Origin of the sequence: Microbulbifer sediminum, from assembly GCF_021729035.1 — a bacterium.
In the GTDB taxonomy this organism is placed as follows: domain Bacteria; phylum Pseudomonadota; class Gammaproteobacteria; order Pseudomonadales; family Cellvibrionaceae; genus Microbulbifer; species Microbulbifer sediminum.
Window position 1 is genome coordinate 24,840 of the sequence record NZ_JAJSAP010000006.1, and the last position, 23,610, is coordinate 48,449.

General features: G+C 61.7%; 18 protein-coding genes. 12 read left to right on the forward strand and 6 right to left on the reverse strand.

What is annotated here, in order from left to right; genetic code table 11:
- Positions 1-12 precede the first annotated feature (12 nt).
- The 5 genes from hemC to gshB form a co-directional block, all read right to left on the reverse strand.
- Positions 13-930, reverse strand: a complete 918-nt coding sequence (gene hemC / locus LVD11_RS11460) for a hydroxymethylbilane synthase (protein ID WP_237059131.1) — start codon at positions 928-930, stop codon at positions 13-15.
- A 73-nt stretch (positions 931-1,003) separates the two neighbouring features.
- Positions 1,004-1,444 (reverse strand): Holliday junction resolvase RuvX, encoded by a 441-nt coding sequence (gene ruvX / locus LVD11_RS11465; RefSeq protein WP_237059133.1) that lies wholly within the window; start codon positions 1,442-1,444, stop codon positions 1,004-1,006.
- Positions 1,444-2,028, reverse strand: a complete 585-nt coding sequence (locus LVD11_RS11470; protein ID WP_237059134.1) for a YqgE/AlgH family protein — start codon at positions 2,026-2,028, stop codon at positions 1,444-1,446. Before LVD11_RS11470 ends, ruvX begins: the two co-directional genes overlap by 1 nt.
- Before the next feature lie 44 nt (positions 2,029-2,072).
- Positions 2,073-2,981, reverse strand: coding sequence for an energy transducer TonB (locus LVD11_RS11475; RefSeq protein WP_237059135.1), 909 nt, complete (start codon positions 2,979-2,981; stop codon positions 2,073-2,075).
- 157 nt (positions 2,982-3,138) lie between these two features.
- Entirely contained in the window at positions 3,139-4,095 is a 957-nt protein-coding gene (gene gshB / locus LVD11_RS11480) for a glutathione synthase (protein WP_237059139.1), read from the reverse strand.
- Between the two features lie 330 nt (positions 4,096-4,425).
- On the opposite strand from gshB, the gene pilG reads away from it, so the two are divergent.
- From pilG to LVD11_RS11510, 6 genes are all read left to right on the forward strand, one after another.
- Entirely contained in the window at positions 4,426-4,821 is a 396-nt protein-coding gene (gene pilG / locus LVD11_RS11485) for a twitching motility response regulator PilG (RefSeq protein ID WP_091515145.1), read from the forward strand.
- A 240-nt stretch (positions 4,822-5,061) separates the two neighbouring features.
- Complete coding sequence (gene pilH, locus LVD11_RS11490) at positions 5,062-5,424, forward strand: twitching motility response regulator PilH (RefSeq protein ID WP_237059141.1); 363 nt, start codon at positions 5,062-5,064, stop codon at positions 5,422-5,424.
- A gap of 15 nt (positions 5,425-5,439) precedes the next feature.
- Positions 5,440-5,982 carry a chemotaxis protein CheW gene (locus LVD11_RS11495; protein ID WP_237059143.1) on the forward strand — a complete coding sequence of 181 codons (543 nt, stop codon included), beginning with the start codon at positions 5,440-5,442 and terminating at the stop codon, positions 5,980-5,982.
- A 157-nt stretch (positions 5,983-6,139) separates the two neighbouring features.
- Positions 6,140-8,284: a methyl-accepting chemotaxis protein gene (locus tag LVD11_RS11500; protein ID WP_237059145.1), complete on the forward strand. Its 2,145-nt coding sequence runs from the start codon at positions 6,140-6,142 to the stop codon at positions 8,282-8,284.
- Between the two features lie 73 nt (positions 8,285-8,357).
- Positions 8,358-14,495: a hybrid sensor histidine kinase/response regulator gene (locus LVD11_RS11505; RefSeq protein WP_237059147.1), complete on the forward strand. Its 6,138-nt coding sequence runs from the start codon at positions 8,358-8,360 to the stop codon at positions 14,493-14,495.
- A gap of 34 nt (positions 14,496-14,529) precedes the next feature.
- Positions 14,530-15,012 carry a chemotaxis protein CheW gene (locus LVD11_RS11510; protein WP_237059149.1) on the forward strand — a complete coding sequence of 161 codons (483 nt, stop codon included), beginning with the start codon at positions 14,530-14,532 and terminating at the stop codon, positions 15,010-15,012.
- A gap of 111 nt (positions 15,013-15,123) precedes the next feature.
- Here LVD11_RS11510 and LVD11_RS11515 read toward each other — a convergent pair whose 3' ends face one another.
- Positions 15,124-17,814, reverse strand: coding sequence for a penicillin-binding protein 1A (locus tag LVD11_RS11515; RefSeq protein WP_237059151.1), 2,691 nt, complete (start codon positions 17,812-17,814; stop codon positions 15,124-15,126).
- A 155-nt stretch (positions 17,815-17,969) separates the two neighbouring features.
- Between LVD11_RS11515 and LVD11_RS11520 the strand changes: the two genes are divergently transcribed.
- Genes LVD11_RS11520 through aroK form a run of 6 tightly spaced genes read left to right on the forward strand, consistent with a single transcriptional unit; the run spans position 17,970 to position 23,561 of the window.
- Positions 17,970-19,046, forward strand: coding sequence for a pilus assembly protein PilM (locus LVD11_RS11520; protein WP_237059153.1), 1,077 nt, complete (start codon positions 17,970-17,972; stop codon positions 19,044-19,046).
- 2 nt (positions 19,047-19,048) lie between these two features.
- Positions 19,049-19,645 carry a PilN domain-containing protein gene (locus LVD11_RS11525; protein ID WP_237059155.1) on the forward strand — a complete coding sequence of 199 codons (597 nt, stop codon included), beginning with the start codon at positions 19,049-19,051 and terminating at the stop codon, positions 19,643-19,645.
- Positions 19,646-19,657: 12 nt separating this feature from the next.
- Complete coding sequence (locus tag LVD11_RS11530; RefSeq protein WP_237059157.1) at positions 19,658-20,278, forward strand: type IV pilus inner membrane component PilO; 621 nt, start codon at positions 19,658-19,660, stop codon at positions 20,276-20,278.
- A complete protein-coding gene (locus LVD11_RS11535; RefSeq protein ID WP_237059164.1) occupies positions 20,275-20,805 on the forward strand; it encodes a pilus assembly protein PilP in 531 nt (176 codons plus the stop codon). The genes LVD11_RS11530 and LVD11_RS11535 overlap by 4 nt, the downstream gene beginning before the upstream one ends.
- Complete coding sequence (locus LVD11_RS11540) at positions 20,805-23,024, forward strand: type IV pilus secretin PilQ (protein WP_237059169.1); 2,220 nt, start codon at positions 20,805-20,807, stop codon at positions 23,022-23,024. Before LVD11_RS11535 ends, LVD11_RS11540 begins: the two co-directional genes overlap by 1 nt.
- 9 nt (positions 23,025-23,033) lie before the next feature.
- A complete protein-coding gene (gene aroK, locus LVD11_RS11545) occupies positions 23,034-23,561 on the forward strand; it encodes a shikimate kinase AroK (protein ID WP_237059544.1) in 528 nt (175 codons plus the stop codon).
- The last annotated feature ends 49 nt before the right edge of the window (positions 23,562-23,610 follow it).

A 23,610-nucleotide genomic window follows, 5' to 3' on the forward strand; every position in this document is an offset into this window, starting at 1 on the left:
CCGGTCATGGGATCAGAGTGCGGCGAGGATCTTGTCTGCGCCGCCCGCCAGCAGTTCCTCGGCCAGGGCAGTGCCGAGTACGGCGGCATCGGTGCGCGGGCCGCGGGTTTCTGCACTGACAATTTCGCGGCCGTCCGGATCACCCACCAGGCCGCGCAGCCACAGCTGGTCGCCCTCCAGTTCGGCGTAACATCCGATGGGGATCTGGCAGCTGCCATTCAGGCGCGCCACCAGCGCCCGCTCGGCCGCCAGGCGATCGGCGGTATCCGGGTGATGCAGTGGTGCCAGCAGGCGGTCGAGTTCGGGGTCCAGGCGGGACTCGATGCCCACGGCGCCCTGGCCGCCCGCCGGCAACATGATCTCGGGAGCGATAAAGTCGCGGATGCGCTCGCGCATCTCCAGGCGCAGGAGGCCGGCGGAGGCGAGGATAATGGCATCGAACTCGCCTGCATCGAGTTTGGCCAGGCGTGTATTGACGTTGCCGCGGAGGAACTTCACCTGCAGGTCGGGGCGGCGGGCGAGCACCTGGCACTGGCGGCGCAGGCTGGAGGTGCCGACCACGGCGCCCGCGGGCAGCTCGTCGATATGGGCGTAGTGATTACTCACATAGGCGTCGCGTGGATCCTCGCGCTCGCAGATTACCGGCAGGTGCAGGCCCTCGGGAAACTCCATCGGCACGTCTTTCATTGAGTGCACGGCGATATCGGCCCGGTCGTCGAGCATCGCTTTTTCCAGCTCTTTCACGAACAGGCCCTTGCCGCCCACCTTGGCCAGCGGGATATCCAGCAGCTGGTCGCCGCGGCTGGTCAGTGGCAGCAGTTCCACCGCGAGGCCGGGGTGGTGGAGCTCCAGCTGGTCCTTGACGAAATTGGCCTGCCACAGGGCAAGGGCGCTCTGCCGGGTGGCGATGCGGATGCGGTCTATAGCCATACTGCCTGGTTCGGTTGGGGAATGGGCCGGCAATTCTACCAGACGGCGGCGCTGGTGCGGGAAACCACGCGGCTCAGTCTGACGCACTCCGGGCGCGCAGCCAGTCCTCGAGGAATATGCGCGCGGCGATGGAATCCACCGGGTCTTCGGCGTAGTTGCCGCGGTGGCCGCGCTCGAACGCCTCCTCCTTGGCGGCGCGGGTGCTGAGGCGCTCATCCACCAGCTCCACCGGCAGGCCGGTGCGGCCGTGCAGCCGCTGGGAAAACTTGCGAGCGCGGGCGCAGAATTCGCTCTCGCTGCCATCCATGTTCAGTGGCAGTCCCACCAGCAGGTAGTGGGGCTGCCATTCGGCGATGACTTCCTGTACCCGGTCCCAGTCCGGCTTGCCGTCCCGGGCCGGCATTGGGGCGAGTTCGCGGGCGCTGCCCGTCAGGCTCTGGCCAAACGCCAGGCCAATGGAGCGGGTGCCGAAATCGAATGCCAGCGCGGTGACGGTTTTATCCGTACGGCCCATCAGGCGTGGCCCGCCTGCGAGCCGATACCGGAAAGGTCGATGCCGTGCCGGGCGGCGGCGGTTTCCCAGCGCTTGTGCAGTGGGGTCGCGAACAGGATTTCCGGCTCTGCGGGCAGGGTCAGCCAGGCATTTTCCACCAGTTCCTGCTCCAACTGACCGGGGCCCCAGCCGGCATAGCCCAGGGCCACCAGCACATCGTCCGGGCCGCGCCCGGTGGCGAGTGACTCGAGGATATCCCGCGAGGCAGTGAGGCTGATATCGGAGCTGACCTCGACAGTGGAGTCGAAGTGGGTGCCGGTGCCGTGCAGCACAAACCCCTGTTCCGGTGAAACGGGTCCCCCCAGGAGTACGATCTCGTCCCCTCGCAGGCTGGCGTCCTCCAGGGAGAGCTGCTCGAAGACCTCCTTCCAGTGCACCTTGCTCGGTACATTGACCACGATTGCCATGCTGCCGTCCGGGTTGTGCTCGCAGACGAAGGCGATGGTGTGCCTGAAGCGAGGGTCCTGCATACCGGGCATGGCCAGCAGGAACTGGCCCTTCAGGCTGGAGTGGGTCAGGTCGCTGTCGATGTTGTCTCGGGGCATAACGTCAGTCTAGTCGGAGTGTGCGGTGGCGCCGAGGCTCAAGCCTAGCCCCGTGAGGGCATCTTGCCGGCCGCGGTGGAAAACCCGGTCATTTCGAAGCGCCAGGTGCGGATGATTTCCAGCCGATCTGCTTCCTTGCGGATTTCCGTGGGGAAAGGGGCAAAGGGCGCGGCCAGCCGCACGATCTGCTGGGCGGCATCATCGAGCACGCGTTCGCCCGAGGATTCGAGGATTATCACCTCCTCAACTGCGCCCGTAGGCAGCAGCCGCACCATCATTCGCAGGCTGCCGGTAATCTGTTCCTGCAGCGCCTCCTCGGGAAAGTTGCTGTTGCCCACGGATTCCACTTTCTCGCGCCAGTCGTGCAGGTAGGCAGCGTCGGCGGACGCCTTGGTGGCTACCGAGGTGAGGCGACGCACCCGCGGCCGCTGGGCAATGGTCTGCCGGATCTTGTCCAGGCGGGCCTGCAGGCTGGCGATCTCAGGGTTTACCTGCGGCAGGTCGGTGGGTGCGTCGCCGCGCTTTTCGTCAGAGCGCTTGTCCTCGGCCGGGAGCTCCGGTGCCTCGCGGGGACTGTCGCCGACGGTGGTGATGAGCTGGCGACGCTGATCCGCCGGGCGCGCGGCCTGCTGCTGTGGCAGGGGGTTAACCTCCTGGATCCGGGTGTCGGCAATGTCCGCACGGCGGTTACTCGACAGTTCCCTGGGCGTGTCGGCAGTACCGCTGGCCTGCTGGTTGTGCTGGGCCAGGTAATCCGCATCCTCTGGCGCCTGGGCCGTGTGGTGCTGGGCCAGGGTCACTTCCAGTGTCGGCGGGGCCTGGCGACCTTCCGGTGCAGCAAATGCCACACCAAAGATGACCACGGCGTGAAACGCACAGGCGAGGAACAGGGCGAAGACAAAACGCTCGCCCTGGGGTGCCTGCGGATTGTTGTTACTGGCGGTCGAGTTCATACCGGTGATTGTGTACTGCTTATTATTTGCCCGCTGTTTTTCTCGGGTATCCCGGGTGCGGCGATCGCTGTTGTACAGCAATGGTGCCGGCAAGCGTGGCCGTCGGCGCCCAGCGCAAGGGCGATTTTGCCGGGGCGCACTCAGGCCGGCGGCCAGTTTATCCCTTTTTCTTCAGCTGGTCTGTGATCGCGTCCATCAGTAAGCCGCCGATATCGGTGCCGTAAGCCGCATCGATTTCACGGACACAGGTAGGGCTGGTGACATTTATTTCGGTCAGGTAATCGCCGATTACGTCCAGGCCAACGAACAGGAGGCCCCTCTCTTTCAGTGCCGGTGCCACCTGTTCGACAATCCAGCGGTCGCGGTCGGTCAGCGGCCGGGCCTCGCCGCGTCCCCCTGCGGCCAGGTTGCCGCGGGTTTCCCCCGCTTCCGGGATGCGGGCCAGGCAATACGGGACCGCTTCGCCGTTTACCACCAGGATGCGCTTGTCGCCGTTCTTTATTTCGGGGATGTAGCGCTGCCCCATGATCTGGCGCCGCCCATCGTCTGTCAGTGTCTCCAGAATCGCGCCGAGGTTGCTGCCATCCGGCTTGACGTGAAAGATGCCGGCGCCGCCCATGCCATCCAGGGGCTTGAAGATTACATCCCGGTGTGTGGCGTGGAAGTCTCGCAGGCGCTGGATGTTGCGGCTGACGATCAGGGGCGGGCAGCACTGGGGAAAGGTGGTGGCAAAAATCTTTTCATTGCAGTCGCGCAGGGATTGCGGGCGATTGACCACCAGGCATCCCTCACGCGCGGCACCCTCGAGGATGTAGGTGGAGTAGAGGTATTCGTTGTCAAAAGGGGGGTCCAACCGCATCAAGAGGGTATCGAGCTCTCCCAGCGGCATATCCTCAACGTCGCCAAGCGTGAACCAGTTTTCGGGGTTGTCGAAGACTTCCAGGGGCCTCCCGCGGCCCATGGGGCGGCCGTCCTCCAGGTAGAGGTCGCCTTGTTCGAAATAGCAAAGCCGGAAGCCGCTACGCTGTGCTGCAAGCAGCAGGGCGAGAGTGGTGTCTTTCTTGAACTGGATTTTGGCGATGGGGTCCATCACCACGCCGAGGGTCTGGCTCATAGATAGGGAGTTCCGTTGCTGGTCATCTGTGCCCGTGGTTAAAGTAAGGTTTGATCAGGGGAGTGGCAACCGTTTCGCGCGAGAATTGCCCAAAATGGCCCTGGAAGAAGGGTTGGCGATTAAATGTGCAGGCTGTCGGAACCCGCTTTGGACCGGTGGATTGTGCGTTAGTTCTATGTTAAAAGTTCCCCTTGGCGTGCGACCCTGGCGGTGAATGTGGATACTGCCAGGCCGCCCAGACCCTGCGAGTGGTTCGAAGAAACGGCGCGGCAGCAAATTAAGAGCGGTTACCAGTGCCGAAAATAAATATTCAGGGGAAACAACAACACTATGGAGCTGAACTGGGAAAGCCTGACGGTAATGGTGATCGATGACAGCAAGACGATCCGCCGCACCGCAGAAACTCTACTGCAAAAAGCGGGTTGTACCGTCGTCACGGCCACAGATGGCTTCGATGCACTGGCAAAAATTGCCGATTCCCGTCCGGATATCATCTTCGTCGATATCATGATGCCGCGGCTTGACGGCTATCAGACCTGTGCGCTGATCAAGAACAACAGCGAGTTCCGCGCTACCCCGGTGGTAATGCTTTCCAGTAAGGATGGATTATTCGACCGGGCGAAAGGACGGGTGGTTGGTTGTGATCAATATTTGACCAAGCCGTTCAGCAAGAGCGAACTGATGGGGGCCATATCCGCTCATGCGAAACCCCATCATGCGGCGTAAGGCTGGCGGGGACTTGTGTCTTCGGATGCTCAGCTGGCGTAACATAATCGGTTTGCCGGTTGCCCGCTGCGTCGGCGGTAAGTTGAAAGCGGGATAAGACAGCAATAAAAAATTAACGGGATGAGTGGCTGCCGGTCTCCGGTATCCTGTTCACCCACCAAGACCAGAACGACCGCTGCAGGCACTATGCACTTTTTGGGGAAGGTGACTTGCGCGGCCAGAGAATGTCACGGGGAAGAAATGGCTAAGGTATTGATTGTTGACGACTCTCCCACAGAGACGCACAAGCTGACGACCATCCTGGAGAAGAATGGGCACTCTGTGCTTACCGCGACCAGCGGTGAAACAGGCGTGGATGTGGCGCGCGAGCAGCGTCCCGACGTGATCCTGATGGATATTGTTATGCCGGGACTCAACGGCTTCCAGGCTACCCGCCAACTGAGCAAGGACGACCATACCACCGGTATCCCGATCATCATGGTCACCACCAAGGACCAGGACACCGATCGCGTATGGGGCATGCGCCAGGGCGCGCGCGCCTACCTGACCAAGCCCGTAGCCGAGAGCAAGCTGCTGGGTGTGATCGAGGAGGTGTTGGCTTAAGCCAGCGACAATCCGGTGCAGTCTGAACAGTCCCCCTATCTCGCGCTGGTTGATATTGCCAACCGCGCAAAGGCGCAGGCCGCAGGCCTGCCCGGCCGCCAGGAAGTAAAACCCTACTGGAGTGGTATCGGCTTTTCCCTGTTGGGGCACCGCTTCGTGGCGCCTATGGATGAGGTGGTGGAATTGCTTGAGGTCCCGCAACACACGTTTATCCCCGGCGCACAGCCGTGGGTGCGCGGTGTTGCCAATGTGCGCGGGCGACTGCTGCCATTATTTGACCTGGCGATGTTCTTTGGTGGCCACCTGAGCAGTAACCGGCAGCAGCGCCGGGTACTGGTGGTCGAGCACGGGAAAATTTATGCCGGGCTCATCGTTGATGAGCTGCACGGGATGCAGCATCTGGCGCTGGAGTATGCACGCCGTGCGCCGGGTGACCTGCTGGAACCTTTCGCACCCATGATCAGCGGGCAGTTCGTGCGACAGCAGGATCGCTGGCTGGTCTTCGATATGCTCGCTTTGATTAATGATTACCAGTTTATGGATGCCGCGGCCCACTAGGTGCCGCGGTATTTCTGTTTGTCCCGCAGGGGATTCATTCGCAACAGGTGTCGCCGGCAGGTTTGGCGTTTACTGCCGGGATACCAATCGATTTTCGGTTCAACAGTGGTGAAAATAAGTCGGTCCCAAGCCTAGCGGGGCCCGCCAGGAGTAAATTATGAAAACAGGCTCCCAGAGTTCCTTTTCCGCGCTGCGCCGCAACCCGGCAGCGCTGTTCTTGGGTCTACTGGTGCTCGCCGCATTGGCGGGCCTGATCGTCAGTATTTACCTGGTGCAGTCCCAGGGTGACCGGGACAAAGAGTACCTGCAGCAGGTGGCCGAACTGCGGGCCCTGGCCTACCAGGTGGTGACTTATGCACCCGCCGCCACTGCCGGTGACGAACAGGCGTTCGTTGAGCTGGAGAGTGTGATCCAGGATATGTCGAACACCTGGAACCAGCTGCAGGGTGCCGATGAATCCACCCGCGAGGCACTGCGCAGCGAATTGGCGGAATATGGTGAAATTTGGCGCCAGGTACGGTCCCAGGCGGACACCATTATCGGCAACCGCGACACCATCATCTTCCTGAACGATGTCGCCAGCACCCTGAACGACTCCCTGCCTGAATTGCAGGCGGAGCACAACAATATCGTGGAGATCCTGCTGGCCAATAACGCCCCTGCCAACCAGGTTGAGCAGGCCCAGTTGCAGGTCTGGCGCGCCGAGCGTATCGGCCGGAACATCGACAAGATGCTGCAGGGTGGCGAAGACGCCGAATCCGCGGCGGACCAGTTCAACACCGATGCCAGCCTGTTCGGTAAGGTGGTTGAAGGCATGAAGGGCGGTGACGTGGTGATGGGGATCTCCCGGGTGACCGATGAAGAGGCCCGGGAATCACTCAACGAGATTACCGAGCTGTTCGAATTCGTGAGCTCCTCCGTGCGGGAAATCTTCGAGGCTACCCCGGCGCTGTTTGCGGCACGCCAGGCCGCCGATGGTATCCTGGCCTCCTCGCCGCAGTTGCTGGAGTCCCTGAACTCGCTTAACGACCGCATCGTCAACCTGTCCGCGGAGCGCCAGCCGAATAACACGACCATCGCCATCCTCGCCGGTGTCTTCGTGCTGTTGATCTTCGGCATGATGATTACCGCCTTCTCCGGTACCCGCCGTAGCCTGCGTGAGGAATCCGAGACCAATGAACGCAACCAGCAGGCAATTATGCAGCTGCTGGACGAGCTCGCTGACCTGGCCGACGGTGACTTGACCACCAGTGCCACAGTAACCGAAGCGTTCACCGGTGCGATTGCCGACTCCATCAACTATACGATTGACCAGCTGCGGGTCCTTGTATCGCGGATTAATGGCACCGCACAGGAGGTATCCGGCCTGTCCGAGGAGACACAGCAGACCGCCCTGCATCTGGCCGAGGCCTCCGAGCACCAGGCCCAGGAAATCGCCGGCGCATCAGCGGCGGTGAACGAGATGGCCGTGACGATTGACCAGGTATCGGCTAACGCCGCCGAGTCTGCCCAGGTAGCCGAGCGCTCGGTACAGATCGCCAGCAACGGTGCCAAGGTGGTACAGAACACCATCAAGGGCATGGACAACATCCGCGAGCAGATCCAGGACACCTCCAAGCGGATCAAGCGCCTGGGTGAATCCTCCCAGGAGATTGGCGATATCGTAAGCCTGATTAACGACATTGCCGACCAGACGAACATCCTCGCCCTTAACGCCGCGATCCAGGCCTCCATGGCCGGTGACGCAGGCCGGGGCTTCGCGGTGGTTGCGGACGAAGTTCAGCGTCTCGCCGAGCGCTCCGCCGGTGCCACCAAGCAGATCGAGGGCCTGGTAAAGGCGATTCAGTCCGATACCAACGAGGCGGTTACCTCGATGGAGCAGACCACCACCGAGGTGGTGCGTGGTGCCCGCCTGGCACAGGACGCGGGTGTTGCCCTGGAAGAAATTGAGGGCGTATCCACGAACCTGGCCGCGTTGATCCAGAACATCTCCAATGCTGCCCGGCAGCAGGCCTCTTCCGCTGGCCACATCTCCAACACGATGAACGTGATTCAGGAGATCACCTCGCAGACTTCCGCGGGTACCCAGGCCACCGCACAGTCCATTGGTAACCTGGCGAAAACCGCCACCGCGCTGCGTGAGTCCGTTGCCGGCTTCAAGCTCCCGGCCGAGGATACCGGCGTGGACACCGGTGACGAGCTTTACGATGTGGACCTGCCGGACATGGGCGAGGATGACTTCCCGATGCTCGACGGTGAGGAAGAGGGCGCGACTGAGCGTGAGGACCGCGCCCTGGCCTGACGCCCGGGGCCGGCGGCCCGGCCGCCGCACACAGCCGGCGCCGGACGAAATACAGAATTACTGAGGACTTGGCGTGAGTCACGACAATCCGAATTTCCAGGCCCTTGACTGGCTGACCGGGGAGATCAACGAGACGCTGGCACAGGCCCGTCATGCCCTGGAAAGTTACGCGGGTGAGGGCGCTGCTGACCCCTCGCTGCTGCAGAATTGTCTTGAGCTGATTCACCAGGTCCACGGCAGCCTGCACATGGCCGAACTGACCGGTGCAGCCATGCTTGCCGAGGAAATGGAGCAGCTGATCCAGGCGCTGGCGGCCGATGAGGTGGAAAACAGCGAGGAAACGCGTGAGTTCCTCATGCGTGCCCTGCTGGAGTTACCGCTGTACCTGGACAAGGTTGCTTACCAGCGCCGTGACAATGCAGTGCTGTTGCTGCCGCTGCTCAACGACCTGCGCGCCGTCCGGCGCGAGCGCCTGATTACCGAGGGGGGGCTCTTCTCCCCTGACCTGTCCGCCCTGGATACGGTCGCCGGCGCACGCCAACCATTGCTGTCGGACAATGCCCGACTCCAGGACCTGGTTTCCAAGCTGCGGAAGATGTACCACGTCGCGGCCGCAGGCCTGATCCGGGATGTTAACAGCGGTGACAACCTGGCTTACCTGCAGAAAGTCGCCAGCAAGATGCAATTGCTGTACAGCGGCAGCGTGCGCCAGCCTCTGTGGCAGATCCTCGACGGGTTGCTGGAGGCGATTGGCGAACACCGGGTCAATGTACTGCCGGCATTGCGACAGTTGCTGCGGCGGATCGATGTGGAGTTCCGCCTGTTGCAGGGACGTGGGGGGCAGGTGTTGGATGCGCCCCTGGACCAGGGCCTGGTACGAAACCTCCTGTTCTACGTCTATATGGCCGGACCGAATGGCCCGCGCTGCGAGCAGCTGTACCGCACTTTCTCCCTGGACCGGGCTGTCCCGGGCACGCCCCGCCCTGATACCGGCGAGGCACTGGCCATGGGCCCCGATGCCATGGGTACCGCGGTAGGCGCCCTGCGGGAAGAGCTACAGAGCGTGTGCGAGGCGCTGGAGCCGACAGGGGCGGGCGACGAAGCGGCCTCACTGACCGATATCGCCACCATTGCCCAGCGTGTCGCCGATACGCTGGGCGTGTTGGGACTGGAGAAGCAGCGGCTGCGTGCCCGTGGTATTTACGAGAACCTGCGGGATGCTTCCCGCAGTGAAGACCCGCAGGATTTGCTGCTCCAGGCGGCCGGTGAAGTGGTCCAGCTGGATTCATCGCTTGGCGCCGTAGTCAGTCGCCAGCACCAGGAACATGCCGAGCAACCCCTGATGGGGGATGCGACGGATTCGGTGTTGCGGGAGGCCCGCACAGGACTCGAGTCGGTCAAGGAGTCGGTAGTCGAGTTCATTGCGAGTCACTGGGATGTGCGACACCTGGATACCGTCCCGGAGCGTTTGCAGGAAGTGGGCGGTGGCCTGGAGATGGTGGGTTATCGCCGCGCCGCGGATATCGTCTCCGCCTGCACCCGTTATATCCGCGAACGCCTGATCGATGCAGCCGAACAGCCGGAGTGGAAACTGCTGGATACACTGGCGGATGCGATTACCAGTGTCGAGTACTACCTCGAGCGCCGTGCAGATGGAATCGAGGATGCGGACATGCTCCTGGCGCTGGCCGAGGACAGTGTCACTGCGCTGGGCTTCCAGGTCGCGGGACCTGAAAGTGCCGGTAATGAGACGGGCAAAGTAACCGGCGAAACCGTGCCGTTCTCCGAGACGGCGGATGTCCCGGCAGCCGGCCTTGATGAATATGAGGCGCCCGCCGCGCCCGTGGCTGAAACGGAAAGTGCCACGGAGATTCCTGTGGCCGAGGCGACTTTCACGGGAGAGCCCCAGGCCGCCGAGGTCCCGGCCGAGCCTGCCGAAGCGGATGCCCCGACGGCGCCAGCGGCTGCGACCGCTTTTGCCGACGATGACGACGAAAGTTTCATCGACGACGAAATTATCGAGATCTTTCTCGAGGAGGCTGCCGAGGTTCTTGAAACCATCGGTGAGTACTTCCCGCGCTGGGCGGCGGACTTTGCCGACCAGGATGCGCTGATCGAGTTCCGTCGTGGCTTCCATACCCTCAAGGGATCAGGCCGAATGGTCGAGGCCCTCGATATTGGCGAGCTGGCCTGGTCAGTTGAGAACATGCTCAACCGGGTTATCGATGAAACGATCAAGCCGCAGCGCGCCCATGCCCACCTGATTGAACACGTCTGCGCCAAGCTGCCCTCAATGATCGAGGGGTTCCGCCGCCAGACCGGGGATCCGGAGCCGGAACGCACCAGCCAGTTGCAGGAGTGGGCGAGCCAGTTGTCACGGGGCGAGATCCCCGCGGACCTGCCGGCGCCGGAGCCAGCCGCTGGTGACAGCCCTGCGCAGGATACTGGCGCGGCGGAACTCCTTGATAGCGATTTTGACGACAATGCGCAGTTGTGGGAGATCTTTGCCCAGGAAACCGAGACCCATCTCGCTACCCTGGACGAGTATCTCGCAGCAATGCAAGAGGCTGCGCCGGTCTACGATGTGCCTTCGGATCCACTCCACCGTGCCTTGCATACCATGAAGGGTTCAGCCCACATGGCAGAGGTAACCCCGGTCGCGGAGCTGGTCGCGCCACTGGAGCGGTTTGTAAAGGAGCTGCGGACTTACCAGGTTCGTATCGATGAGGATATTTATGAGCTGCTCGAGGACGCTGCGGCCTACGTGCGCACCGTACTTATGCAGATTCGCGGGCAGCAGCCGATCCACATAGAGAAGTCTGAGCAGTTTCTCGCCCGTACCGCTGAACTGCAAGAGCGGTCCGTAGGCCACCTGATCCGGGAGCGGGAAGCCAGTGAGCCCCGCGAGGTCGATCCGCAGCTGCTGGCCGTGATCATGGCCGACGGCATGAAAGTGCTGCTGGACGCGGACGAGGTGTTGAAGGCGTGGCGCGCCGAGCCGGATAACATCACACAGCTTGAACCGGTTGCAGAGGAGCTCAGGATACTCGAGGAGGCAGCTCGCCGTGCACAGTTGCCCACACTGGCGGAGCTTTCCCAGCTGCTGCTGGAAGTTTATAGCCGCGTCCTGGACCGTCGGCTGGAGGGTGAGCCTGCACTGTGGTCAACCCTTGACCAGGGGCATAGTGAGCTGCTCGACCTGGTGGACGCAGTGGCCGCGGCCCAGGACCTTCCGGATGTGAGCGATGCAGTTGGTGAGGCGTTGCGCTCACTGGCGCACGATGCTCAGGCCGAGAGCCCCGCAGAGGACGACGATTTTGACTGGGCAGATCTGGGAATCGACAGCGCCGACCTGCCGATAGGCGGTGACACAGGGACCGAGTCTGGTGTCATTAACAGCAGTAACGATGTCGATAAAGAGGCGGTTGCGCGGTTTACAGGGCCCGAAGGCGCTGACAGCGAGCTGGCCGAACTGGGAATCGACAGTAATGACCTGCCGACTACCGGCGGTGCGGAGCAGGATTACGACCTGGCCGGCCGGGAAGATTTCAGTGACCTTGGGCTCGACCCGGAACTGCTGGGGGAGAGAGCCAGCGATCCTGCGCCTGATGCCGCCGGTGAGAACCAGCGTCCTGCCCCTGAGGCAGGGCAGCCTGCTGCAGCAACTGCCGATAGCGGGATTGAAGGCGGGCATTCAACTACCCTCCTGGCCGACATTGATCCCGACGTGGTCGATGTATTTATGGAGGAGGCCGGCGACCTGGTCGACGAACTGGAAGAGTTGATCCAGGGCTGGGAAGCGGATCCCGCGGACTATGGCCGTGCCGAGGCCCTCAAGCGTGTGCTGCACACGTTCAAGGGGGGTGCCCGTATGGCCGGCCTGATGGGGCTGGGCGAGGTGGCACACCGCTTCGAGACAGTCATTGAGAGCATGCCACCCCGCGAGCATCCGTCCGCCGGATTCTTTACTGACGCACATGGAATCTACGATCGCATCGCTGCCGGTGTGGATACCGTGCGCGCCTGGATGGGCGGTGACGCTCTGGAAGAGTTTGCCCTGCTGCTGGATACCAGGTGGGCCGATGACCAGGTGGCCGAGCTGCCGCAGGTTGCGGAAGTCATCGAGGGTGAAAACACCGGTTCACCCGATGCGGGCGAGCCGGAAGAAATGCAGGCCCCTGTGAGTGAGGGCCCGGAAACTTCAGCACCTGTAGCGGAAGAGGCGCCGGTGCCGGCATTGCTCGGTGCCGTCGAAGGGGGGCCGTCGCCTGCATCGGTGGCCGAATCGGCCGGCAACGTCCTGCCGTTTGTACGCAAGAAGGACAGCCTGAGGGACAACGACCAGCGATCCGGTAACCGGGGCCAGCCGCAGGAAATGGTGCGGGTCGCGGCGGAGTTGCTGGAGGAGCTGGTCAACCTGGCCGGTGAGACCTCGATTTCCCGTAGCCGCCTCGAGGAGCAGGTCAGTGAATTCGGTTTCGCGCTGGACGAGATGGATTCAACCATCACGCGCCTGAACGAGCAATTACGCCGTCTGGATATGGAAACAGAGGCGCAGATCCTGTTCCGCCAGGAACAGCTTGCCGAGCAGGATGACAACTTTGACCCGCTGGAAATGGACCGCTATTCGTCCATCCAGCAATTGTCGCGTTCCCTGCTGGAGTCCACCTCGGACTTGCTTGAGTTGCGCAATACGCTTGGCAACAAGGCGCGTGATACCGAAACCCTGCTGTTGCAGCAGTCCCGTGTGAACACCGAGCTGCAGGAAGGGCTCATGCGCAGTCGCATGGTGCCGTTCTCGCGCCTGGTGCCGCGCCTGCGCCGTATTGTGAGACAGGTCAGTGCCGAGCTGGGCAAGCAGGTGGACCTGGTGTTTTCCAACGTCGAAGGCGAACTGGACCGCTCCATGCTTGAGCGGATGGTCGCGCCGCTGGAGCATATGCTGCGCAACGCCGTCGACCACGGTATCGAATCCCCTGAATTACGCACCCAGTCGGGCAAGCCCGAGCGAGGCCGCATTACTGTGGCCCTGGAGCGAGAGGGCAGTGAGGTGGTGCTTACCATTTCTGATGACGGCGCCGGTATCAATCTGATGAAGGTGCGGGAAAAGGCCATTGAGCGTGGCCTGATGCGTGCCGACGCGGAGTTGTCCAACAACGAGATCCTGCAGTTCATCCTCAAGGCCGGTTTCACCACCGCCGAGCAAGTGACGCAGATTTCCGGCCGTGGCGTGGGTATGGATGTGGTGTCTGCTGAGATCAAGCAGATTGGCGGTACCGTCCATATTGAATCGCAGTACGGTAACGGCACCAGTTTTACTGTGAGGCTGCCCTTCACCGTGTCGGTCAACCGTGCACTGATGGTGAGTGTCGGTGATGATACTTTTGCCCTGCCGCTGAATACTATTGAAGGTATCGTGCGCCTGAGCCCATACGAGCTGGAGCACTATTACAAATCACCTGATGCGCGTTTCGAGTATGCCGGTGAACCCTACCAGGTGAATTACTTTGGCACCCTCCTGCAGTCCGAGGCGCGCCCCAAGCTGGGCCTGGACGAGTCGCAGTTACCGGTACTGCTGGTGCGCTCTGAGGGCCATGCCATGGCGCTGCAGGTGGATGCGGTGCTCGGCAGCCGTGAGGTCGTGGTGAAGAGCCTGGGACCGCAGTTTGCCACCGTACAGGGCGTGTCGGGCGCCACTGTTACTGGTGACGGTACCGTGGTGGTAATCCTGGATGCCCACGCGCTGTTGCGCCAGCAGGCTGCATTGCTGGCACGTCCGCCGGAGCCGACCCTGGCCCTGGCCCCGCGCGTCCGGCCCGAACAGGAGGAGACCCAGCAGCGGGTCATGGTGGTGGACGACTCGGTGACCGTGCGCAAGGTAACCACACGCTTCCTGGAGCGCGAGGGGTATCTGGTGAATACAGCCAAGGACGGGCAGGATGCAGTTATCCAGTTGCAGGATATTCTGCCGGACGTCATCCTCCTGGATATCGAGATGCCGCGGATGGATGGCTTTGAAGTGGCGCGGCATATTCGCGGCAACAGTCGCCTGCGGGACATTCCCATCATTATGATCACTTCGCGGACCGGGCAGAAGCACCGCGAGCACGCCCTCACCCTGGGCGTAAACCATTACCTCGGCAAGCCTTACCAGGAAGAAGTACTGCTGGACGCGATCCGCGAATATACCGCAGAGTCGGCCAGCCAGTGACGGGGACAGAGACGATCGTGAGAGAGGTGGGTGTATGAGTGGAACAGAAGCGCTCTCGCTGGAAATGCCCCAGGAGGTCAGTAGCCTGTTGTTGCCCCTGGCCGATGGCCAGCTGCTGGTGCCGGTGGATATCCTGTCCGAGGTGATCGCCCTGCAGGCGCCGGTGTCCGCTTATGATGCGCCAGACTGGTACCTGGGCGAGATTAACTGGCGGGAGCAGCGCTTACCGGTCCTGTCGTTCGAGGTGATGCGTGGCCAATCACTGTCGTCGATGGACGACAGCGGTCGCATCGCGGTACTGGCCACTGGTAACCCCAGCGGGCGGCTGCCATTCTTTGCCATGGTATTGCGGGGTACGCCGAGATTGGTGCGTGTGACCCCCGACCAGCTGGCGGGGCGCAACCACCCCTGTGCAATGGGAGAGCTGATGCACGTCTCCGTGGCAGGGGAGGAGGCGGTGATTCCTGATTTCAGCGCTCTCGAGCGTGCCTGCCTGGAGTACCGCAAGCGGCAGTAGAGGCCGTGTTCACGCATCCAGCACAATAAAAAACGGGGCCCGCTGGCCCCGTTTTTTATTGTGCTGGAAAAGCAGGCCCGTGCGAGCCTGCCAGGATTTCAGCACTTCAGGTCAGAACAGCTCCTCGGGCAGGGACTCCTCTTCCTCCTCGCTGTTACCGGAATTGTTCCCGGCAGAGGGGTAGCCTGGCCGGTAGGAGCTATAGGATTCGTGCCCGGGCACGCGATCTTCGCGGAACACCTCAAACATACCGCCCCGCGAGGTACGCAGGCCGGTACGCGGGTTGATCCGCACAGTGACTATGTTGTCGGGCTGCGGCAGGTGCCGTTCCGGCAGTCCCTCGAGAGCCGTGGACATGAAGTCGATCCAGATCGGGAGTGCCGCCGAGCCACCGTACTCGTTCTTGCCCAGTTCATTGTTGGAGTCGAAGCCCACCCACGCGCTGGTTGCCAGGTGGGGACTGTAGCCGGAGAACCAGGCGTCCCGGGGGCCATTGGTGGTGCCGGTCTTGCCGGCGATATCCCCGCGCTTCATGGACAGGGCCTTGCGGCCGGTGCCACGCTTGACTACGTCCTTCAGCATCGAGTCGATGATAAACGCGGTTTCCTCGGACATGGCCCGCGGCGCCCGCGGCAGGGCCTGCGCCGTGGGGTCGGCGTTGAGCGGATTGACCTGCAGTGTGCGCAGTTCAATCGGTTCCTCGTCAGGCAGGGGCGCTTCCTCCTCTGCCCGCGCATCACTGAGATCGATGGGCTCCGCGGCTGTCCCGCCTTCCGCAGGCGCTTCACCGAGGTCGCCCGGCTCGTCGCAATCGCGACAGACGGTCAGGGGCAGTGCCTCGTAGATGGTTTCCCCGTTGACATCCAGCACCCGGTCAACCAGGTAGGGTTCTACCCGGTAACCGCCGTTGGCGAAGGCGGCGTACCCCCTGACCATCTCCAGCGGGGTCAGTGCCGAGCTGCCCAGGGCGATGGTGAGGTTGCGGGCCAGCTTGCTGCGCTCAAAACCGAAGCGCTCGGCAAAGTCGAGCGCATAGTCAATACCGAGTGCCTGAAGAAGCCTGATCGACACCATGTTCCGTGACCGGTACAGGGCCTTGCGCAGGCGGGTGGGGCCCAGGAAAGTGCCGGTATCGTTCTCGGGGCGCCAGACATCCTGCATGTTGGTCTCTTCGAAGATGATCGGCGCATCGTTGATCATGCTGGCTGCGGTATAGCCCTTTTCGATTGCCGCCGCATAGATGAAGGGCTTGAAGCTTGAGCCCGGCTGGCGTGCGGCCTGGGTGGCGCGATTGAAATGGCTCTGGCGGAAGTCGTAACCCCCGACCAGCGCGCGGATCGCGCCGTCCTCCGGCGCCAGGGACACCAGGGTGCCCTGTGCCGCCGGTACCTGTGCCAGGTGCCATTCGACCCGCACCTCCGGTTCGTCCAGGACCGCCGCAGGTTCGCCGGGATCGGCAAAGGGATCGGCGACAGGCTGGCGCTCACCGCTGCCCGCCAGTTCTTCCTCGGCGTCAACTTCGACTTCCCCCTGTCCCTGCGGGGTGATTTCCACGCGCCGAAGCCTGATGACGTCTCCGGGTGCAAACATCTCCTCCGCGGACTCGATTCGTGCCCCGCGGGCGTTCTCGGAAATATACGGGCGGATGCCGCTCAGGCCGTTCTCCCACAGGACCTCCACCACACTGCGGTCCCGAAGTTGCACCTGCAGGCGTTTGGGTTCCACCGTGGTGACCACAGCCGGTTCCAGCCCGCCCAGTACCGGGATCTCGTTCAGCAGGTCGACCATCTGGTCGCTGTCGTCCAGCAGCTCTTTTTCGAGGCGCTGCTCCGGGCCGCGATAACCATGGCGGCTGTCATAGGATTCCAGGCCCTTCTGGAGCGAGTCCTGGGCGGCCTCCTGCAGCCGGCTGTTGACTGTGGTGATGACCTGGTAGCCCTCGGTATAGGCACTGTCCCCGAACAGGTCGACTGCCTCCTTGCGCGCCATCTCGGCAATGTAGGGTGCATTCAGGTCGAGATCGCGGCCATGGTAACGGGCCGTCACCGGCGCTGTAATGGAGTTCTTGTAATCGGACTGGCTGATGTAGCCGAGGTCCAGCATCCGCTTCAGGATCCAGTTGCGGCGTACCAGGGCGCGGGTGGGGTTGGCGATAGGGTTATAGGTCGAGGGTGCCTTGGGCAGACCGGCCATCATGGCCCACTGGGCCAGGCTCAGCTCGTTGATGTCGCGCCCGTAATAAACCTGCGCGGCGGCCTGGAAGCCGTAGGCGCGGTTGCCGAGAAAGATCTTGTTGATATACAGCGCAAGAATCTGGTCCTTGCTGAGCTCCTGCTCGATCTGGAGTGAGAGCAGGATCTCGTTAAACTTGCGCAGGAAGCGCTGCTCCCGGCTCAGGAAAAAGTTGCGGGCCACCTGCATGGTGAGGGTGCTGCCCCCGGATTGAATGGAGCCGGTTTGCAGGATTTGTGAGGCAGCTCTCATTAGGCCTTTAATGGAAACGCCCTTATGGGAGTAGAATCCCGCGTCCTCTGCCGCCAGTACCGCCTTGACGAACATTTCCGGGGTCTGCTCGATAGTGATCGGTGTGCGGCGCTTTTCGCCGAATTCGCCGATCAGCTTCATATCCTGCGAGTAGACGCGCAATGGGGTCTGCAGGCGAATATCGCGCAGGCTCTCAATGGAAGGCAGGCCAGGCTTCAGGTAGATAAAGATGCTGGAAAACGCCATGCTGGCGGCGGCGATCCCGGCCAGGGCGAGCCAGAGCAACGAAAGCAGGCGGTTGCGGGCTTTTTCGGTCATGAAAGTACTTCTGTTCAGTCTGTTCAGGTCTTAACCGGGTCAGATTAACAATTATACGAAGATTGTGCGCTAATACCTATGCAAATCCTGGTTGCAGCATTAATTTAAAGTGCTATAACATCAAACCCTCATAACCCACGGAAAAGATAAGAAAAATGGGGATGCTCCCTTTTCTCAACAAAGGCCCCAGGGCCATGCTGGGCCTCGATATTAGCTCGACCGCGGTCAAGTTGCTGGAGCTGAGTCGCAACGGCAGCAAATACCGGGTCGAATGCTATGCAGTCGAGCCCCTGCCGCCCAATGCTGTCGTCGACAAGAATATCAATGATATCGAGGCGACGGCGGAAGCAATCCGCAAAGTTGTACGTCGCTCGAAAACCCGCTTGCGCCGCGCCGCCGTTGCCGTGTCAGGGTCGGCGGTAATCACCAAGACCCTGGAAATGGCTGCCGACCTCAATGACGACGCGCTCGAGGCGCAGATTGCGCTGGAGGCAGACCAGTACATTCCCTACCCGCTGGACGAGGTAAACCTCGACTTTGAGGTGCAGGGGCCTGCCAGTCGCGGTGAGGGGCAGGTCGAAGTACTGCTGGCCGCATGCCGGAGTGAGAATGTCGACCAGCGGGTCACCTCTCTTGCTGCCGCTGAGCTGCAGGCAGCCGTGGTGGATGTGGAAGCTTATGCCATCGAGCGTGCCTATACCCTGCTGGAGCGACAGTTTCCGCCCCAGGAGCAGCTGGTGGTGGCGGTGATGGATATCGGTGCGACCATGAGCGCGTTGTCCGTGCTGGTCGATGGCAAAACCGTGTATACCCGTGAGCAGCTGTTTGGCGGTCGCCAGCTCACCGATGAAATCCAGCGGCGCTACGGCCTGTCCGCCGAAGAGGCGGGGCTGGCCAAGCGGCAGGGCGGCAGCGGCCTGCCGGATGACTATTACCCGGAAGTGCTGGAGCCTTTCCGCGATGCTGTGATCCAGCAGGTGACCCGCTCGCTGCAGTTCTTCTATTCATCGACATCCTACAGCGACGTGGACTACATCCTGCTCGCCGGCGGTGTTGGGGCGATGGAGGGGCTGGCGGACCTGGTCAGCGAGAAACTGGGCAAGCCCACGGTGGTGGCCAATCCTTTCCACGATATGGCAGTGGCCTCGCGGGTCAACCGCCAGGCGCTGGCGAGTGAGGCGCCGTCATTGATGATTGCGGCTGGCCTGGCAATGCGCGAACGGGAGTTCTAACCATGGCAAATATCAACCTGTTGCCCTGGCGCCAGGAATACCGCGAGCAAAAGCAGAAAGAGTTTACCCAGGTTCTGGTGGCTGTGGTCCTGGCTGCGGGGGCGGCGTCCTTCCTGTGGATGAAAACCGTCGACGGCCAGATCGCCAACCAGAATGAGCGCAACCAGATACTGCAGGCTGAAATCAACGTGCTCAACAAGCAGGTAAGCGAGATCAAGGACCTGAAGAAGCGCCGCCAGGAGTTGATTGACCGCATGCGCGTTATCCAGGAGTTGCAGGGCAACCGTCCGCTGTCAGTGCGTTATTTCGATGAGATGGTGCGCGCAACACCGGAGGGCCTCTGGCTGGACAGGCTCAAGCGCAGTGGTAAAACCATCGAGGTCGCCGGCGTGGCCGAGTCCAATAACCGTGTGTCTTCCTTCATGCGCAACCTGGACAGCTCCGACTGGTATGAATCACCCAACCTGACAGGGGTTACTGCCCGTCCTGAATTCGGTGAGCAGGCCAGCGCTTTCGAGCTGACAGTCGATGTGACCGGGCGCAAAAAAGACGGCGACCAAGAGCCGGAAGAAGAACAGAACGCGCAAGCGGGCAAATAAAGGAACTGGCTCATGGCATTGGAGGATACCCTCAAGCAGCTTAACCAGCTCGATATCAACGATATCGACTTTTCCCGCGTTGGCGTCTGGCCTCTGGCGGGTCGTGTGGCGCTACTGGTGATTGTGTCGGCCCTGATCGTCGGAGCCGGGTACTATTTCCTTATCAGTGACCGCTACCAGCAGCTGGAGTTCGCCCAGAACAAGGAAAAAGAATTATTTGTCGAGTTCGAGAAAAAATCTTTTGAGGCTGCCAATCTTGACGCCTACCGGGAGCAGCTGGCCGAAATGGAAGAGACTTTCGGTGCGCTGCTGCAGCAGTTGCCGAAGGACACCGAGGTCCCGGGGCTGCTCGAGGATATCGATGAATACGGTCGTGGCAGCGGCCTCACTATCCAGGAAATCGCGCTGGAGGAGGAGCAGGTAGGGGAGTTCTACGTGGAGCTGCCGATCCGCATCGAGGTGCAGGGTGGCTATCACGAGTTTGGCGCCTTTGTAAGCGGTATCGCGGGAATGCCCCGGATCGTCACCCTGCACGATTTCACCATAGAGACCAGCAAGGATGGCGGTGCCCTGCTTAATATGGCCATCAACGCCAAGACCTACCGCTACAAAGAGCAGGAGGGCGAAGGATGAACAGGCATTGGATCCCCTTGCTGGGATTGATGGCGCTGGCAGGCTGTAGCCTGGATGGCGGCCACAGTGATCTGCGCCAGAAGATGACGCAAATCAAGCAGAAACCCAAGGGCCAGATTGAGCCGATTCCGACCTTCACGCCTTATAGCCCCTATGTATACAGTGCGGCAGCGGAGCGTAGTCCATTTTCTCGCCCGATGCTGGAGTCGGATCAGCGCCTGGTCGGGCGCCGCCTTGATGTGGCGCCGGACACGGACCGGCAGCGGGAGCTGCTGGAGCAGTTCAATTTCGATGCGCTGACCATGGTGGGAACACTGTCCCGCGGCGGACAACTGTGGGCCCTTATCGACGACGGTGACGGTGGTATCCACCGCATTACCGTGGGCAACTATGTGGGCAAGAACCACGGCAAGGTGGTCAACGCCTCGCAATCACAGGTGGATGTACTGGAGATCGTGCCCGATGGCACCGGCGGCTGGCTCGAGCGGCCGCGCGCTCTGACTTTGGAAGAGAAGGACAACAACTAATGAATAACAAGCAGCTCGCCAAGGTATTGGCCCCATTGAAGGCGCTGTTGCTGGGACTGGCGCTGTTTCCGATTGCGCTTCACGCTCAGACGAACCAGTTAAACGATATCCAGTTCTCGGAACTGCCGGGCAGCCGCTTGCAGCTACGCCTGTCTTTCTCTGACACCCCGCCAGAACCCACCGGTTACACCATCGAGGAGCCGGCGCGCATTGTGATGGATTTTGCCGGTGTGGAGAGTGCCCTGCCGCAGAAGAAGTACTCCCTCGGTGTGGGCGCTGCACGCAGTGCCGTTGTGGTATCCAGTGATGACCGCACGCGACTGATCGTCAATCTCGACGAGCTGCCGGTGTATACCAGCGAGCGCCAGGGCAACCAGGTGGTTATGGAGATCGGAGCCGACTCCGCCACTACCGCCAGCGTGGCCTCGGCACCGTCCCGCGCCGCCAGCCAGCGCTCCAGTGCTATCGATCTTGGCGGGCAGGAGCGTTTCCGCGCTGCCTCCAATGTCGCGATCAATAACGTGGATTTCCGTCGCGGTGAAAGTGGCGAGGGCAAGGTCATCGTCAGCCTGAGCAATCCCGCGGTAAATATCGATGTGGAGCGCACCCGTGGCAAGATCTACCTCACTTTCCTGGGGGCGGACCTGCCGGATTCACTCCGCCAGCGGCTCGATGTTACGGATTTCGCAACGCCGGTGAACGCGATTACCGTGGATTACGACGGTCGCAATACTGTCATCACCGTTGACCCGACAGATTCCGATTACGATTACCTCGCCTACCAGGCTGACAATGAATATGTTCTCAGCGTGAAACCGCTGACCGTGGCCCAGCAGCGCGAGAAGGCGCAGGAGTTCCAGTTTACCGGTGAAAAGCTGTCCCTGAACTTCCAGGATATCGAGGTGCGTTCGGTGCTCCAGCTGATTGCCGATTTCACCGACCTCAACCTGGTGGCCAGTGATACAGTGACCGGCCGTATCACCCTGCGGCTGGACGGGGTGCCCTGGGACCAGGCGCTGGAACTGATACTGCGTGCCAAGGGCCTGGACAAACGCCAGGAGGGCAATGTGGTCATGGTGGCCCCGGCCGCTGAGATCGCCGAGCGGGAACGCCAGGAGCTGGAGACCCGCAGGCAGCTGCAGGAGCTGGCTCCGCTGCGGACCGAATACATACAGGTGCGCTACGCCGACGCGAAGGAACTTTTCAGTCTGTTCCGGGGTGAGCGGCGTGGCGGCCAGGGTGGTGGTGCTGGTCAGGGCAACTTTGCCGGCGGCAGTGACGATGAAGGCGAGCGCAGCATTCTCTCTGCCCGCGGCAGTGCCATCGTCGATGAGCGCACCAACACTATTATCCTGACCGATACCGAGGAGAAGATCGCCCAGTTCCGCCAGCTGATCGAGGCGATTGACGTCCCCATTCGCCAGGTGATGATCGAGGCGCGTATCGTCAATGCCAATACGGACTTTATGCGCGAGTTCGGTGTCCGCTGGGATTACACCGAAGACCACGACGTCAGCGACGATACCATCGGCATCGGCTCCGGTCGCCAGGCCTCCGGCTTCCGTACCGGCGACGGCGCAGTCCCGGACGTCAATGCTCCGCAGGCAGCCTTTAACCCCGTCATCTCCGACCTGAGCATAACCAATCCCGCTGGCAGCGTGGCGTATGCCATCCTGAAGGAAGACTTTTTCCTGGGCCTCGAGCTGTCAGCCCTGGAAGATGTCGGCAAGGCGGAAATCGTTTCCCAGCCCAAGGTGGTAACCGGGGACAAGCAGCAGGCCAGTATCCAGTCTGGTGTCGAGATCCCATACCTTGAGGCGACTTCTTCCGGTGCGGCCTCGGTAACCTTCCGGGAAGCGGTACTGGAGCTGAATGTGACACCGCAGATCACTCCGGACAACAACATCATCATGGACCTGGTGATCGACCAGAACAGTGTGGGTGAGTTGTTCCAGGACCTGGTCAGCGGCAGCGCAATCCCGGCGATTAATATCAACTCGCTGCAGACGAAGGTGTTGGTTCGCAACGGGGAAACCATCGTCCTGGGCGGTATCTTTGAGAGCCAGACCATTGAGAGCGAGACCAAGATCCCGCTGCTGGGCGACATCCCTTACCTGGGCAACCTGTTCAAAACCACGCGTCGCAACGAAGACAAGCGCGAGCTTCTGATGTTCATCACCCCGCGCATCATGGAAGACGACCTCTTTTTCTCGAAGTAGACCAAGGTGATCAACCGCGCCATCTTCCTTGTCGGCCCCATGGGGGCCGGCAAGTCCACCATTGGCAAGCTGCTGGCTGCCGAGTTGCAGTTGCCCTTCGCCGATTCTGACCGGGTGCTGGAAGAGCGCACCGGGGCGGATATCCCCTGGATTTTTGATGTTGAGGGGGAGGAGGGCTTTCGCCGCCGCGAGAGTGATGTGTTGCGGGAACTCGCCAGTGGCCCGGTACAGGTGGTGGCCACCGGCGGCGGTATTGTCCTGGCGGAAGAGAACCGGCGACAGTTGCGCAAGCACGGGCTGGTGGTTTACCTGCAGGCGAGTGTCGACCAGCTGCTCGAGCGCACCAGCAAGAACAGCAATCGTCCCCTGTTACAGGTGCCGGATCCCCGTGCGCGGATCGAGGAGCTGCTGCGGGAACGCGACCCCCTGTACAGGGAGGTCGCCGATATCATCTGCGATACCGATCACTGCACGCCCCGACAGGCGGCGCTGAAGGTTGCTGCCCGCCTGCACGCCGGGCCTTCACTGCGCGACTGAGCCGACAGCACCCCCCGTGCCGGCTCAACCCTTCCCTCCCTGGCGTGCT